Origin of the sequence: Vibrio sp. 397 (genome assembly GCF_033339395.1) — a bacterium.
GTDB lineage: Bacteria > Pseudomonadota > Gammaproteobacteria > Enterobacterales > Vibrionaceae > Vibrio > Vibrio alginolyticus.
In genome coordinates this window covers 170,292-185,655 of sequence record NZ_JAWOUN010000009.1, presented here as the reverse complement: position 1 = coordinate 185,655, position 15,364 = coordinate 170,292, and the positions used below count along the sequence as shown (strand labels likewise).

Here is a 15,364-nt window from a genome sequence, read left to right as displayed (position 1 = left end):
CGCCTACACAGGAGGCAAATCAATGGCTACCCATAAGCCTATCGACATTCTGGCGAGCTTCACAGAGCTACCGCCACCGATTGACTACGTACTGCCCAACATGGTGGCCGGCACCGTGGGGGCGCTGGTGTCCCCCGGTGGGGCCGGCAAGTCCATGCTGGCCCTGCAACTGGCCGCACAGATCGCAGGCGGCCCCGACCTGCTGGACGTGGGCGAGTTGCGCACCGGCCCGGTGATCTACCTGCCCGCCGAAGACCCGCCCACCGCCATACATCACCGCCTGCACGCATTGGGGGAACGCCTGACCGACGAGCAACGGCAAGCCGTGGCTGACGGTCTGCTAATCCAGCCGCTGATCGGCAGCCTACCCAACATCATGGCCCCGGAGTGGTTCGACGGCCTCAAGCGAGCCGCTGAGGGACGCCGCTTGATGGTGCTGGATACCTTGCGCCGGTTCCACATCGAGGAAGAGAACGCCAGCGGCCCCATGGCGCAAGTGATTGGCCGCATGGAGGCCATCGCCGCCGATACCGGGTGCTCTATCGTGTTCCTGCACCATGCCAGCAAGGGCGCGGCCATGATGGGCGCAGGCGACCAGCAGCAGGCCAGCCGGGGATCGTCCGTGCTGGTGGATAACATCCGCTGGCAATCGTACCTGTCCGGCATGACCACCGGTGAGGCCGAGGAATGGGGCGTAGACGACACGCAGCGGCCCTATTTCGTCCGCTTTGGAGTCAGCAAGGCCAACTATGGGGCACCGTTCAAAGACCGCTGGTTCAGGCGGCATGACGGCGGGGTACTCAAGCCCGCCGTGCTGGAAAAGCAGCACAAGAGCAAGGGGGTGCCTCGTGGCAAAGCCTAAGAACAAACACAGCCTCAGCCACGTCCGGCACGACCCGGCGCACTGTCTGGCCCCCGGCCTGTTCCGTGCCCTCAAGCGGGGCGAGCGCAAGCGCGGCAAGCTGGACGTGACGTATGACTACGGCGACGGCAAGCGGATCGAGTTCAGCGGCCCGGAGCCGCTGGGCGCTGATGATTTGCGCATCCTGCAGGGGCTGGTGGCCATGGCCGGGCCTAGTGGTCTGGTGCTAGAGCCAGAACCGGAGACCCCCGGCGGGCAGCAGCTCCGGCTGTTCCTGGAACCCAAATGGGAAGCCGTTACCGCTGACGCCATGGTGGTCAAGGGTAGCTATCGGGCGCTGGCTCGTGAAATAGGCTATGCCAATATCGAGGACTCAAAGCCCATCAGGGACTGCATTGAACGGCTTTGGAAGGTGTCCATCATCGCCCAGAATGGCCGCAAGCGGCAGGGCTTCCGGCTGCTTGCCGAGTACGCCAGCGACGAGGCAGACGGGCGCCTGTATGTGGCCCTGAACCCCTTGATCGCGCAGGCCGTCATGGGTGGCGGCCAGCATGTGCGCATCAGCATGGACGAGGTGCGGGCGCTGGACAGCGAAACCGCCCGCCTGCTGCACCAGCGGCTGTGTGGCTGGATCGACCCCGGCAAGACCGGCAAGGCGGCCATAGATACCCTGTGCGGCTACGTCTGGCCGTCAGAGGCCAGTGGGGCCGCCATGCGCAAGAGACGCCAGCGGGTGCGCGAGGCGCTGCCGGAGCTGATCGCGCTGGGCTGGACGGTGAACGAGTATGCGGCGGGTAAGTACGACATCGCACGGCCCAAGGCGGCAGGCTGACCCCTGCAATAACTGTCACGCCCCCCCCGTTAACTGTCACGCCCCCCCCGTTAACTGTCACGCCCCCCCCCGTTAACTGTCACGAACCCCCCCGTTAACTGTCACGCCCCCAAACCTGCAAACCCAGCAGGGGCGGGGGCTGGCGGGGTGCTGAAAAAATCCATCCATGATTATCTAAGAATAATCCACTAGGCGCGGTTAACAGCGCCCTAGTGGGGCGCTGTTTGCCCTTGCCCAAAATGCCCGGCCAGAGGCCGGATAACTGATCTATCCGCTGCGCTAGGCTACACACCGCCCCCACCGCTCCGCGGTAGGGAAAAGGCGGGCCAAGGCCCGCAAACCCAAACCCCATGCACAGACGCCACAGGAAGCCGCAGACGCCTTTAGCCGCTTTAGCGGCCTTTACCCCTGCCCGCAGGGCGGGGGCGCGTGTGAAGCCCCGCAGGGGCCATGCTGGCCACCTTGCGCTTGGCTATCTCCGCCTTGATGGTCGCGCCCGCCTCTCGCATCTCTTGCTGCAGGGCTTCGATCTCGGCAGGTGTCAGCCGGTAGAAGCTCACCCTTGCCCCTCTTGCGGCTCCGGCTGGCCATGCTCCTGTGGCTGCTATTCCTGCTTGGGTGGCAGTCCGAACAGCGCCCGGTCATGGTCGCGCTCTAGGTAGCTGTCCAGCCCATCGAGCAAGCGCTGTTCTGGCCACTCGCCGCTTTCGACTTTGCCGAGTATCCACGCGCCTACCAGCACCTTGCGCCGGGTGTCCTCCTTGCGCTTTTGCTGCTGCTCCCGTGCCCTGACCCGCTGGATCTTGGCGTTGATCCGTGCCCGTTGCTCTTCCAGCTTGGCGAGCCGTTCCGCTGCTTTTGCCATGTTGACATTCCCCTTGGTTATGTGCTTGCCATCATGCTATCATCGGAGCACAGACACCGCAAACCCCGACCGTCATTCTAACGGGAGGGCGCACTTACCGGTTTCTCTTCGAGAAACTGCCCTGCGGGCACCCCTTTGGGGCTGTGCGCTCTCCGAGGGCCATTGCATGGAGCTAAACCCCTATGGCCATCTATCACCTTACGGCCAAGACCGGCAGCCGGAACGGCGGCCAGTCGGCCAAGGCGAAAGCCGATTACATCCAGCGGGAGGGCCGTTACTCCCGCGACCGTGACGAGGTGCTGCACACTCAGTCCGGCCACCTGCCCGAGTGGGCCGAGCGCCCCGCCGACTACTGGGATGCTGCCGACCTGTATGAACGCGCCAATGGGCGGCTGTTCAAAGAGGTTGAGTTTGCCCTGCCGGTCGAACTGACCCTAGATCAGCAGCGGGAGCTGGTGGACGAATTCGCCCGGCATCTGACCGAGGGCGAGCGCCTGCCGTATACGCTGGCCATTCATGCCGGTAAAGGTGAGAACCCCCATTGCCACTTGATGATCTCTGAGCGGAAGAACGACGGTATCGAGCGCCCGGCTGACCAGTGGTTCAAGCGGTACAACGCCAAACAGCCAGAGCGGGGCGGGGCGCAGAAGTCCGAGAGCCTGAAGCCCAAGGCATGGCTTGAGCAGACCCGCGAGGCATGGGCCGACCATGCCAACCGGGCATTAGAGCGGGCTGGTCACGACGCCCGCATTGACCATAGAACACTTGAGGCGCAGGGCATCGAGCGCCTGCCGGGCATCCATCTTGGCCCCAACGTGGTGGAGATGGAGGGCCGGGGCATCCGCACCGAGCGGGCCGACACCGCCCTAGCCATCGACACGGCCAACGGCCAGATCATCGACTTACAAGAATACCGGGAGGTTATCGAGCATGAGCGCGATAGACAGAGTGAAGAAGTCCAGAGGCATCAACGAGTTAGCGGAGCAGATCGAACCGCTGGCCCAGAGCATGGCGACACTGGCCGACGAGGCCCGGCAGGTCATGAGCCAGACTCAGCAGGCCAGCGAGGCGCAGGCAGCGGAGTGGCTGAAAGCCCAACGCCAGACAGGGGCGGCATGGGTGGAGCTGGCCAAGGAGTTGCGGGAGGTAGCCGCCGAGGTGAGCAGCGCCGCGCAGAGCGCCCGGAGCGCCGCCCGTGGCTGGACATGGAAGTTGTGGGCCGGGGTCTTGATCGCTTCCGTGACGCCTATTCTGGCGCTGCTGATCGCATCATGGCTTTGGCTGGAGCCGCAAATCATCGAACAACAGGGGGGTATATGGCTGGTTTTCAAGCTCAAGTAAAGGGTGACCGCACCGCGCAAGCCATCGCCCGGCAGCTCAAGGCCATGGGCTGCGACCGGTACGACATCGGCATACGGGATGCCGCCAGCGGCAAGATGATGAACCGGGAATGGTCAGCCGCCGAAGTGCTCCAGAACACGCCATGGCTCAAGCGGATGAATGCCCAGGGCAATGACGTGTATATCAGGCCCGCCGAGCAGGAGCGGCATGGTTTGGTGCTGGTGGACGATCTCAGTGAGTTCGACTTGGATGACATGAAAGCCGAGGGCCGGGAGCCGGCGCTGATCGTGGAGACCAGCCCCAAGAACTATCAGGCATGGGTAAAAGTGGCTCAGGACGCCCCAGCAGGTCACAGGGGCGTAATCGCCCGGAAGCTGGCCCGCGAGTACGACGCCGACCCGGCCAGCGCCGACAGCCGCCACTATGGTCGCTTGGCGGGCTTCACCAACCGCAAGGACAAGCACACCACCCGCACCGGTTATCAGCCGTGGGTGCTGCTGCGTGAATCCAAGGGCAAGACCGCCACCGCAGGGCCGGAGCTGATGCAGCAGGCCGGGCAGGTGCTGGACAGCATTAAGCGCCAACAGGAACGGACGGCACGACTGGCCGAGATCACCGCCCCGCGGAGTGTGCGCCGGTATCGCCGCAGCGCCGTGGACGACTACCGCAGCGAAATGGCCGGGTTGGTCAAACGCTTCGGTGACGACCTCAGCAAGTGCGACTTCATTGCGGCTATGAAGCTGGCCAGCAAGGGCCGGGAGCCGGACGAGATCGCCAAGGCCATGGCCGAGGCCAGCCCCGCGATCATGGAGCGCAAGGCAGGCCATGAGGCCGATTACATCAAGCGCACGGTACAGAAAGTGATGGAGCTGCCGCAGGTGCAGGAGGCCCGCGCCGAGCTGGCGAAGCAGACCCAGAAGCAGCGCAGTCGGGGGCCAGATTTAAGTATGTAATGCTTGCGTTAGCGCTAACTGGTGGTATACTGTTAGCTCTAATGGAGGGTTTGAGATGAAAGACCAACACGACAAGCGTACCGGCAACCTGCTGGCCACCCCTAACGCTATACGACAGGCCCGCTTTGCCGAACAGCAGCGAGCCATGGGCCGCAAGGCCGCGAGCACCCCCCCCATAACTCTTCGCCTCATGACCGAGCGCGACCTGCCGATGCTCCATGATTGGCTCAACCGGCCGCACATCGTTGAGTGGTGGGGTGGTGACGAAGAGCGACCGACTCTTGATGAAGTGCTGGAACACTACCTGCCCAGAGCGATGGCGGAAGAGTCCGTAACACCGTACATCGCAATGCTGGGCGAGGAACCGATCGGCTATGCTCAGTCGTACGTCGCGCTCGGAAGCGGTGATGGCTGGTGGGAAGATGAAACTGATCCAGGAGTGCGAGGAATAGACCAGTCTCTGGCTGACCCGACACAGTTGAACAAAGGCCTAGGAACAAGGCTTGTCCGCGCTCTCGTTGAACTACTGTTCTCGGACCCCACCGTGACGAAGATTCAGACCGACCCGACTCCGAACAACCATCGAGCCATACGCTGCTATGAGAAGGCAGGATTCGTGCGGGAGAAGATCATCACCACGCCTGACGGGCCGGCGGTTTACATGGTTCAAACACGACAAGCCTTCGAGAGAAAGCGCGGTGTTGCCTAACAACTCATTCAAGCCGACGCCGCTTCGCGGCGCGGCTTAATTCAGGTGTTAGCGGTAATTTAACCAGATAGGAGTACAGACATATGAAAATCGTAAAAAGGATATTATTAGTATTGTTAAGTTTATTTTTTACAATTGTGTATTCAAATGCTCAAACTGACAACTTAACTTTGAAAATTGAGAATGTTTTAAAGGCAAAAAATGCCAGAATAGGAGTAGCAATATTCAACAGCAATGAGAAGGATACTTTGAAGATTAATAACGACTTCCATTTCCCGATGCAAAGCGTTATGAAATTTCCGATTGCTTTAGCCGTTTTGTCTGAGATAGATAAAGGGAATCTTTCTTTTGAACAAAAAATAGAGATTACCCCTCAAGACCTTTTGCCTAAAACGTGGAGTCCGATTAAAGAGGAATTCCCTAATGGAACAACTTTGACGATTGAACAAATACTAAATTATACAGTATCAGAGAGCGACAATATTGGTTGTGATATTTTGCTAAAATTAATCGGAGGAACTGATTCTGTTCAAAAATTCTTGAATGCTAATCATTTCACTGATATTTCAATCAAAGCAAACGAAGAACAAATGCACAAGGATTGGAATACCCAATATCAAAATTGGGCAACCCCAACAGCGATGAACAAACTGTTAATAGATACTTATAATAATAAGAACCAATTACTTTCTAAAAAAAGTTATGATTTTATTTGGAAAATTATGAGAGAAACAACAACAGGAAGTAACCGATTAAAAGGACAATTACCAAAGAATACAATTGTTGCTCATAAAACAGGGACTTCCGGAATAAATAATGGAATTGCAGCAGCCACTAATGATGTTGGGGTAATTACTTTACCGAATGGACAATTAATTTTTATAAGCGTATTTGTTGCAGAGTCCAAAGAAACTTCGGAAATTAATGAAAAGATTATTTCAGACATTGCAAAAATAACGTGGAATTACTATTTGAATAAATAAAAAACTACCGCTAACACTGGCTCATAGGCAATGGCGGGTTGAAGTGCAATTTGCAAAGTCGGTAGCCCGCCCGAGCGTTTTCTCGGTTTGACAGGAAAGGCTCACGCAAACCGCCACTGCCCATAGCCCAAACCGTTAGGCCGCATGGACACAACGCAGGTCACATTGATACACAAAATTCTAGCTGCGGCAGATGAGCGAAATCTGCCGCTCTGGATCGGTGGGGGCTGGGCGATCGATGCACGGCTAGGGCGTGTAACACGCAAGCACGATGATATTGATCTGACGTTTCCCGGCGAGAGGCGCGGCGAGCTCGAGGCAATAGTTGAAATGCTCGGCGGGCGCGTCATGGAGGAGTTGGACTATGGATTCTTAGCGGAGATCGGGGATGAGTTACTTGACTGCGAACCTGCTTGGTGGGCAGACGAAGCGTATGAAATCGCGGAGGCTCCGCAGGGCTCGTGCCCAGAGGCGGCTGAGGGCGTCATCGCCGGGCGGCCAGTCCGTTGTAACAGCTGGGAGGCGATCATCTGGGATTACTTTTACTATGCCGATGAAGTACCACCAGTGGACTGGCCTACAAAGCACATAGAGTCCTACAGGCTCGCATGCACCTCACTCGGGGCGGAAAAGGTTGAGGTCTTGCGTGCCGCTTTCAGGTCGCGATATGCGGCCTAACAATTCGTCCAAGCCGACGCCGCTTCGCGGCGCGGCTTAACTCAGGTGTTATGCAGCCAAATCCCAACAATTAAGGGTCTTAAAATGGTAAAAGATTGGATTCCCATCTCTCATGATAATTACAAGCAGGTGCAAGGACCGTTCTATCATGGAACCAAAGCCAATTTGGCGATTGGTGACTTGCTAACCACAGGGTTCATCTCTCATTTCGAGGACGGTCGTATTCTTAAGCACATCTACTTTTCAGCCTTGATGGAGCCAGCAGTTTGGGGAGCTGAACTTGCTATGTCACTGTCTGGCCTCGAGGGTCGCGGCTACATATACATAGTTGAGCCAACAGGACCGTTCGAAGACGATCCGAATCTTACGAACAAAAAATTTCCCGGTAATCCAACACAGTCCTATAGAACCTGCGAACCCTTGAGAATTGTTGGCGTTGTTGAAGACTGGGAGGGGCATCCTGTTGAATTAATAAGGGGAATGTTGGATTCGTTAGAGGACTTAAAGCGCCGTGGTTTACACGTCATTGAAGACTAGTCCTTTGCATAACAAAGCCATCAAACCGGACGCCAGAGATTCCGCGCCTGTTGCGCATGGCTTCGCCATTTTATGCGCAATAGGCGCGCCACCCTGTCGCCCGCACAATAAGGCTCCTCGCAGAGTTGCTTGAAAGTTGTTACGATTCAAATTCAATCATGAGATAGTCAGCAGATGAGCACTTCCAAGAACGCAGACAAGTAAGCCGCAGCAACCTTCATTTTTCGGTTGTTGCGGCGTTCTCATGAATCCTTTTGCTCTACGGGAGCGCCGCCAAATCCTTTGTTCAAGGAGATGGTTTCGTGCGCTCAAAAAACTTTAGTTGGCGGTACTCCCTTGCCGCCACGGTGTTGTTGTTATCACCGTTCGATTTATTGGCATCACTCGGCATGGACATGTACTTGCCAGCAGTGCCGTTTATGCCAAACGCGCTTGGTACGACAGCGAGCACAATTCAGCTTACGCTGACAACGTACTTGGTCATGATTGGTGCCGGTCAGCTCTTGTTTGGACCGCTATCGGACCGACTGGGGCGCCGCCCCGTTCTACTGGGAGGTGGCCTCGCCTACGTTGTGGCGTCAATGGGCCTCGCTCTTACGTCATCGGCTGAAGTCTTTCTGGGGCTTCGGATTCTTCAGGCTTGTGGTGCCTCGGCGTGCCTTGTTTCCACATTTGCAACAGTACGTGACATTTACGCAGGTCGCGAGGAAAGTAATGTCATTTACGGCATACTCGGATCCATGCTGGCCATGGTCCCGGCGGTAGGCCCATTGCTCGGAGCGCTCGTCGACATGTGGCTTGGGTGGCGGGCTATCTTTGCGTTTCTAGGTTTGGGCATGATCGCTGCATCTGCAGCAGCGTGGCGATTCTGGCCTGAAACCCGGGTGCAACGAGTTGCGGGCTTGCAATGGTCGCAGCTGCTACTCCCCGTTAAGTGCCTGAACTTCTGGTTGTACACGTTGTGTTACGCCGCTGGAATGGGTAGCTTCTTCGTCTTTTTCTCCATTGCGCCCGGACTAATGATGGGCAGGCAAGGTGTGTCTCAGCTTGGCTTCAGCCTGCTGTTCGCCACAGTGGCAATTGCCATGGTGTTTACGGCTCGTTTTATGGGGCGTGTGATACCCAAGTGGGGCAGCCCAAGTGTCTTGCGAATGGGAATGGGATGCCTGATAGCTGGAGCAGTATTGCTTGCCATCACCGAAATATGGGCTTCGCAGTCCGTGTTAGGCTTTATTGCTCCAATGTGGCTAGTGGGTATTGGTGTCGCCACAGCGGTATCTGTGTCGCCCAATGGCGCTCTTCGAGGATTCGACCATGTTGCTGGAACGGTCACGGCAGTCTACTTCTGCTTGGGCGGTGTACTGCTAGGAAGCATCGGAACGTTGATCATTTCGCTGTTGCCGCGCAACACGGCTTGGCCGGTTGTCGTGTACTGTTTGACCCTTGCAACAGTCGTGCTCGGTCTGTCTTGTGTTTCCCGAGTGAAGGGCTCTCGCGGCCAGGGGGAGCATGATGTGGTCGCGCTACAAAGTGCGGAAAGTACATCAAATCCCAATCGTTGAGAGAATGTGGCAAGCTATCGCCCAACAAATCGCTGCAGCCGACCCAAAACCGCTACGCGGTTTCGGTCGGCTGAGCTCAGGCGTTAGGCCTCGCCGAAGCGAAAGATCGCTACTTGAAGTGTTGACGCCTTTGTTTTAAAGTTTCGCGTCTATCTTTCTGATTTTGTTAAAAAATCAGACTTTGATTAATCATGTTAGACGTCAGAGGTATTTTGACTTAAACGCCTCTGAGGTCGAATTAACGTTAGCCACCAAGAAGGTGCCATGAAAACATTTGCCGCATATGTAATTATCGCGTGTCTTTCGAGTACGGCATTAGCTGGTTCAATTACAGAAAATACGTCTTGGAACAAAGAGTTCTCTGCCGAAGCCGTCAATGGTGTCTTCGTGCTTTGTAAAAGTAGCAGTAAATCCTGCGCTACCAATGACTTAGCTCGTGCATCAAAGGAATATCTTCCAGCATCAACATTTAAGATCCCCAACGCAATTATCGGCCTAGAAACTGGTGTCATAAAGAATGAGCATCAGGTTTTCAAATGGGACGGAAAGCCAAGAGCCATGAAGCAATGGGAAAGAGACTTGACCTTAAGAGGGGCAATACAAGTTTCAGCTGTTCCCGTATTTCAACAAATCGCCAGAGAAGTTGGCGAAGTAAGAATGCAGAAATACCTTAAAAAATTTTCCTATGGCAACCAGAATATCAGTGGTGGCATTGACAAATTCTGGTTGGAAGGCCAGCTTAGAATTTCCGCAGTTAATCAAGTGGAGTTTCTAGAGTCTCTATATTTAAATAAATTGTCAGCATCTAAAGAAAACCAGCTAATAGTAAAAGAGGCTTTGGTAACGGAGGCGGCACCTGAATATCTAGTGCATTCAAAAACTGGTTTTTCTGGTGTGGGAACTGAGTCAAATCCTGGTGTCGCATGGTGGGTTGGGTGGGTTGAGAAGGAGACAGAGGTTTACTTTTTCGCCTTTAACATGGATATAGACAACGAAAGTAAGTTGCCGCTAAGAAAATCCATTCCCACCAAAATCATGGAAAGTGAGGGCATCATTGGTGGCTAAAACAAAGTTAAACATCATGAGGGAAGTGGTGATCGCCGAAGTATCGACTCAACTATCAGAGGTAGTTGGCGTCATCGAGCGCCATCTCGAACCGACGTTGCTGGCCGTACATTTGTACGGCTCCGCAGTGGATGGCGGCCTGAAGCCACACAGTGATATTGATTTGCTGGTTACGGTGACCGTAAGGCTTGATGAAACAACGCGGCGAGCTTTGATCAACGACCTTTTGGAAACTTCGGCTTCCCCTGGAGAGAGCGAGATTCTCCGCGCTGTAGAAGTCACCATTGTTGTGCACGACGACATCATTCCGTGGCGTTATCCAGCTAAGCGCGAACTGCAATTTGGAGAATGGCAGCGCAATGACATTCTTGCAGGTATCTTCGAGCCAGCCACGATCGACATTGATCTGGCTATCTTGCTGACAAAAGCAAGAGAACATAGCGTTGCCTTGGTAGGTCCAGCGGCGGAGGAACTCTTTGATCCGGTTCCTGAACAGGATCTATTTGAGGCGCTAAATGAAACCTTAACGCTATGGAACTCGCCGCCCGACTGGGCTGGCGATGAGCGAAATGTAGTGCTTACGTTGTCCCGCATTTGGTACAGCGCAGTAACCGGCAAAATCGCGCCGAAGGATGTCGCTGCCGACTGGGCAATGGAGCGCCTGCCGGCCCAGTATCAGCCCGTCATACTTGAAGCTAGACAGGCTTATCTTGGACAAGAAGAAGATCGCTTGGCCTCCCGCGCAGATCAGTTGGAAGAATTTGTTCACTACGTGAAAGGCGAGATCACCAAGGTAGTCGGCAAATAATGTCTAACAATTCGTTCAAGCCGACGCCGCTTCGCGGCGCAGCTTAATTCAGGCGTTAGATGCACTAAGCACATAATTGCTCACAGCCAAACTATCAGGTCAAGTCTGCTTTTATTATTTTTAAGCGTGCATAATAAGCCCTACACAAATTGGGAGATATATCATGAAAGGCTGGCTTTTTCTTGTTATCGCAATAGTTGGCGAAGTAATCGCAACATCCGCATTAAAATCTAGCGAGGGCTTTACTAAGCTTGCCCCTTCCGCCGTTGTCATAATCGGTTATGGCATCGCATTTTATTTTCTTTCTCTGGTTCTGAAATCCATCCCTGTCGGTGTTGCTTATGCAGTCTGGTCGGGACTCGGCGTCGTCATAATTACAGCCATTGCCTGGTTGCTTCATGGGCAAAAGCTTGATGCGTGGGGCTTTGTAGGTATGGGGCTCATAATTGCTGCCTTTTTGCTCGCCCGATCCCCATCGTGGAAGTCGCTGCGGAGGCCGACGCCATGGTGACGGTGTTCGGCATTCTGAATCTCACCGAGGACTCCTTCTTCGATGAGAGCCGGCGGCTAGACCCCGCCGGCGCTGTCACCGCGGCGATCGAAATGCTGCGAGTCGGATCAGACGTCGTGGATGTCGGACCGGCCGCCAGCCATCCGGACGCGAGGCCTGTATCGCCGGCCGATGAGATCAGACGTATTGCGCCGCTCTTAGACGCCCTGTCCGATCAGATGCACCGTGTTTCAATCGACAGCTTCCAACCGGAAACCCAGCGCTATGCGCTCAAGCGCGGCGTGAGCTACCTGAACGATATCCAAGGATTTCCTGACCCTGCGCTCTATCCCGATATTGCTGAGGCGGACTGCAGGCTGGTGGTTATGCACTCAGCGCAGCGGGATGGCATCGCCACCCGCACCGGTCACCTTCGACCCGAAGACGCGCTCGACGAGATTGTGCGGTTCTTCGAGGCGCGGGTTTCCGCCTTGCGACGGAGCGGGGTCGCTGCCGACCGGCTCATCCTCGATCCGGGGATGGGATTTTTCTTGAGCCCCGCACCGGAAACATCGCTGCACGTGCTGTCGAACCTTCAAAAGCTGAAGTCGGCGTTGGGGCTTCCGCTATTGGTCTCGGTGTCGCGGAAATCCTTCTTGGGCGCCACCGTTGGCCTTCCTGTAAAGGATCTGGGTCCAGCGAGCCTTGCGGCGGAACTTCACGCGATCGGCAATGGCGCTGACTACGTCCGCACCCACGCGCCTGGAGATCTGCGAAGCGCAATCACCTTCTCGGAAACCCTCGCGAAATTTCGCAGTCGCGACGCCAGAGACCGAGGGTTAGATCATGCCTAGCATTCACCTTCCGGCCGCCCGCTAGCGGACCCTGGTCAGGTTCCGCGAAGGTGGGCGCAGACATGCTGGGCTCGTCAGGATCAAACTGCACTATGAGGCGGCGGTTCATACCGCGCCAGGGGAGCGAATGGACAGCGAGGAGCCTCCGAACGTTCGGGTCGCCTGCTCGGGTGATATCGACGAGGTTGTGCGGCTGATGCACGACGCTGCGGCGTGGATGTCCGCCAAGGGAACGCCCGCCTGGGACGTCGCGCGGATCGACCGGACATTCGCGGAGACCTTCGTCCTGAGATCCGAGCTCCTAGTCGCGAGTTGCAGCGACGGCATCGTCGGCTGTTGCACCTTGTCGGCCGAGGATCCCGAGTTCTGGCCCGACGCCCTCAAGGGGGAGGCCGCATATCTGCACAAGCTCGCGGTGCGACGGACACATGCGGGCCGGGGTGTCAGCTCCGCGCTGATCGAGGCTTGCCGCCATGCCGCGCGAACGCAGGGGTGCGCCAAGCTGCGGCTCGACTGCCACCCGAACCTGCGTGGCCTATACGAGCGGCTCGGATTCACCCACGTCGACACTTTCAATCCCGGCTGGGATCCAACCTTCATCGCAGAACGCCTAGAACTCGAAATCTAACGTCCGTTCGGGCATCGAGGTCCATGTCGGGGTGGGACGGGCCCGTGGCTTCAAGATCACTTGCAGTCCGACCGCGATGTCTTGGTTGCGCGAGAGGTTGTCGACAGGCCATGCTGAGTGTGCGATGGTTGATCGCTTCCTCGCCGCTCTCCACGGCGACGATGGCCGCCGCCATCAGCAAGTGCGCCAGTTCCCCTATGGTGCCCTCGCTGCGTGTGAGCAGGTAGCGAGCCATGTCCAGCGTGGCAATTGGGGAAGGCCGGCGCAGCGGGAGCGAAGCGGCGAAGCTGGCCAGCAGTGAGCAGCAATCGTCGTTGGCCTCCCATACCGGCAGCATCATCGGCTCGAAGCGATTTTCCAACTGGTCATCGGAGCGGATGGCTAGGTAGGCGTCGCGCGTGCCTACCCCAACCAACGGGATGCGCAGTTCGTTGCCGAGGAAGCGCAGCAGGTTGAGGAATTCCCGGCGGTTGACGCTGTTGCCGGCCAGCACGTTGTGCAGCTCGTCGATCACCAGCATGCGCACGCCGACCTTGCGCAGCAGTGCCAGAGCCAGTTGCTCCATTTCCGGCAACCGTGGGCGTGGGCGCAGCGGCGCGCCCATCGCGGCGAGCAGCGCGACGTAGAAGCGGATCACGGACGGCTCGGACGGCATCTGCACGACCAACACCGGGATGTGCTCCTGGTCGGCGTCGGAGCTGGCCGGGTGGGTGCGGCGGAACTTCTCGACGATCATCGACTTGCCATTGTTGGTCGGGCCAACCAGCAGCAGGTTGGGCATGCGTTGCTTGTTTGGCCACGCATAAAGGGCTTCCAGCCGGTTCAGCGCCTCGACTGCGCGCGGATAGCCGATCCAGCGGTCGGCGCGAAGGCGCTGGATGCGCTCGTCCGCCGGAAGACGGGCCAAGCCCTGGGCCGCCGGCAGCAGGTGGGACAGGTCGATGATGGGATATTCGTCCACGGCTACCACTCCTCAATCTGGTCGAACGGTTTGGCGGGTGGCAAGTTGTCTGCCTGCGGGTCGGCAATATCCGTATCCGGCGGAACGGGCTTGTCCGGCCGAGCTGATGTCTTGAGGTGCTGGCGGCGATCCGCGTCACGCCGCGCCTTGCGTGTGGCCTTCTGCGCGCTGGTCACAATCTCACGCATCTGGCCGATCATGCGGAACAGCGCCGACTCATCCACCTGTTCGCGCCCTTGCTGCCGCAGTTTCGCCAGCGCCTGCCGTTGTTCCCAGAGGGTGACAGCCGGATGCGACAAGGTACGGTAGGGAATTTCCAGGTAATGCTGTCCCTCCGGTTCCAGGACCCAGATACGGCTGATGTCGCGCGGATCGCGCCGGATCAGAAAGGACGGCCAGCGTTCACGCCGCGCAATCCACGGCTTGAGCGCATCGGCGTAGTAGTGGATGTGGTCGATGACAAAGCCGGTGCGGGTCAGCGTGCGCCGGAGGATCGGCAGAAAATCGACCAGGAACGAAGTAGCGCGTGTGACGACGGCCGGTACGCCGACACGCGCCACGGCCTCGGCCCAGCGCGCGGCCGGCGGTTGGAGCAGGCCGTTGTGCACCGAACCGTGGTAGGTGCCGACCGCCAATGTGAGCCAGCGCTCTAGCTCGCGCAGCGTCAGGGCGGCCTTGTTTTCGGAATCGTAGTCGCCGCGCTGGTCAGGGTTGGAGAAGGTCGTTCCCGGCAGTTCGTCGTGAATCATCTGCATCGCCGTGCCGATGATCCGTTCCACGATGCCGCCATAGTGCGGCTGTCCCAGCGGGCGATAGTCCAGCCGGATGCCATGCTGCTCGCAACCCCGGCGCAGGGCCTCGCTCTTGAACTCGGCCGCGTTGTCTAGGTAGAGCAGCAAGGGCTTGCCGCTCATCTGCCAATCCATTTCCACGTTCAGTCCTTCCAGCCAAGGGCGCTTGTCGCAGGCGACATGCACGAGGCACAGGCCAACCGAAACGGCAGACGGCGCTTCCAGCGTGACGACCATGCCGAGCACGCAGCGGGTGAACACGTCGATGGCGAGGGTCAGGTACGGGCGGCCAATAGGTTGCCGGTCGCGGTCATCGACCACGATCAGGTCGATGACCGTATGGTCTATCTGCACCTGCTCCAGCGGCGCGGTCACGGCAGGAGGCTCGCCGCCCACACCTTGTAGGTCACGAGCGGCATCCTGGCCTTCCCGCCGGCGGATGACC

At 57.4% G+C, this 15,364-nt stretch carries 15 protein-coding genes and 3 pseudogenes; 15 read left to right on the top strand and 3 right to left on the bottom strand.

The features are described 5' to 3' along the window. The first annotated feature begins 22 nt into the window (after positions 1-22). Positions 23-862: a helicase RepA family protein gene (locus R7P36_RS16115; RefSeq protein WP_169573183.1), complete on the top strand. Its 840-nt coding sequence runs from the start codon at positions 23-25 to the stop codon at positions 860-862. Beyond that, positions 849-1,694 (top strand): replication protein C, IncQ-type, encoded by an 846-nt coding sequence (gene repC, locus R7P36_RS16110; RefSeq protein WP_112928757.1) that lies wholly within the window; start codon positions 849-851, stop codon positions 1,692-1,694. Before R7P36_RS16115 ends, repC begins: the two co-directional genes overlap by 14 nt. Before the next feature lie 604 nt (positions 1,695-2,298). Here repC and R7P36_RS16105 read toward each other — a convergent pair. Continuing rightward, entirely contained in the window at positions 2,299-2,559 is a 261-nt protein-coding gene (locus R7P36_RS16105; RefSeq protein WP_169573164.1) for a mobilization protein, read from the bottom strand. 182 nt (positions 2,560-2,741) lie between these two features. Between R7P36_RS16105 and R7P36_RS16100 the strand changes: the two are divergent. The 13 genes and pseudogenes from R7P36_RS16100 to R7P36_RS16040 all read left to right on the top strand — a co-directional run. Beyond that, positions 2,742-3,383 (top strand): annotated as a pseudogene (locus tag R7P36_RS16100) (MobA/MobL family protein); the annotation flags it as partial. Positions 3,384-3,489: 106 nt separating this feature from the next. Next, entirely contained in the window at positions 3,490-3,900 is a 411-nt protein-coding gene (locus tag R7P36_RS16095) for an IncQ-type mobilization protein MobB (RefSeq protein WP_011117300.1), read from the top strand. Then, positions 3,831-4,853, top strand: coding sequence for a DNA-primase RepB domain-containing protein (locus R7P36_RS16090; protein WP_318057402.1), 1,023 nt, complete (start codon positions 3,831-3,833; stop codon positions 4,851-4,853). The genes R7P36_RS16095 and R7P36_RS16090 overlap by 70 nt, the downstream gene beginning before the upstream one ends. Before the next feature lie 145 nt (positions 4,854-4,998). Continuing rightward, the gene (locus R7P36_RS16085) at positions 4,999-5,562 is read left to right on the top strand and encodes an AacA4 family aminoglycoside N(6')-acetyltransferase (protein WP_112928758.1); all 564 of its coding nucleotides are present in this window, start codon (positions 4,999-5,001) and stop codon (positions 5,560-5,562) included. Between the two features lie 83 nt (positions 5,563-5,645). Next, entirely contained in the window at positions 5,646-6,545 is a 900-nt protein-coding gene (locus tag R7P36_RS16080; protein WP_000706731.1) for an inhibitor-resistant extended-spectrum class A beta-lactamase VEB-1, read from the top strand. Positions 6,546-6,689: 144 nt separating this feature from the next. Then, positions 6,690-7,223, top strand: a complete 534-nt coding sequence (aadB, locus tag R7P36_RS16075) for an aminoglycoside nucleotidyltransferase ANT(2'')-Ia (protein WP_000381802.1) — start codon at positions 6,690-6,692, stop codon at positions 7,221-7,223. A gap of 84 nt (positions 7,224-7,307) precedes the next feature. Then, a complete protein-coding gene (locus R7P36_RS16070; RefSeq protein ID WP_000237816.1) occupies positions 7,308-7,760 on the top strand; it encodes an NAD(+)--rifampin ADP-ribosyltransferase Arr-2 in 453 nt (150 codons plus the stop codon). Positions 7,761-8,062: 302 nt separating this feature from the next. After that, positions 8,063-9,322, top strand: coding sequence for a chloramphenicol efflux MFS transporter CmlA5 (locus R7P36_RS16065; RefSeq protein ID WP_012300772.1), 1,260 nt, complete (start codon positions 8,063-8,065; stop codon positions 9,320-9,322). A gap of 264 nt (positions 9,323-9,586) precedes the next feature. Next, positions 9,587-10,387, top strand: coding sequence for an oxacillin-hydrolyzing class D beta-lactamase OXA-10 (locus R7P36_RS16060; protein ID WP_000846390.1), 801 nt, complete (start codon positions 9,587-9,589; stop codon positions 10,385-10,387). A gap of 16 nt (positions 10,388-10,403) precedes the next feature. Next, positions 10,404-11,242: pseudogene (aadA1, locus tag R7P36_RS16055) on the top strand (ANT(3'')-Ia family aminoglycoside nucleotidyltransferase AadA1). A gap of 116 nt (positions 11,243-11,358) precedes the next feature. Beyond that, positions 11,359-11,706, top strand: coding sequence for a quaternary ammonium compound efflux SMR transporter QacE delta 1 (locus R7P36_RS16050; protein WP_000679427.1), 348 nt, complete (start codon positions 11,359-11,361; stop codon positions 11,704-11,706). Then, the gene (gene sul1, locus R7P36_RS16045) at positions 11,700-12,539 is read left to right on the top strand and encodes a sulfonamide-resistant dihydropteroate synthase Sul1 (RefSeq protein ID WP_276441666.1); all 840 of its coding nucleotides are present in this window, start codon (positions 11,700-11,702) and stop codon (positions 12,537-12,539) included. The genes R7P36_RS16050 and sul1 overlap by 7 nt, the downstream gene beginning before the upstream one ends. A 127-nt stretch (positions 12,540-12,666) precedes the next feature. Beyond that, positions 12,667-13,167, top strand: a complete 501-nt coding sequence (locus tag R7P36_RS16040; RefSeq protein WP_000376623.1) for a GNAT family N-acetyltransferase — start codon at positions 12,667-12,669, stop codon at positions 13,165-13,167. Here the strand turns inward: R7P36_RS16040 and R7P36_RS16035 are convergent. Beyond that, positions 13,136-14,128 (bottom strand): TniB family NTP-binding protein, encoded by a 993-nt coding sequence (locus R7P36_RS16035; protein ID WP_001381192.1) that lies wholly within the window; start codon positions 14,126-14,128, stop codon positions 13,136-13,138. The two genes, R7P36_RS16040 and R7P36_RS16035, sit on opposite strands and share 32 nt — an antisense overlap. A gap of 2 nt (positions 14,129-14,130) precedes the next feature. Further along, positions 14,131-15,363, bottom strand: a pseudogene (locus R7P36_RS16030) (transposase); the annotation flags it as partial. Between the last annotated feature and the right edge of the window lies 1 nt (position 15,364).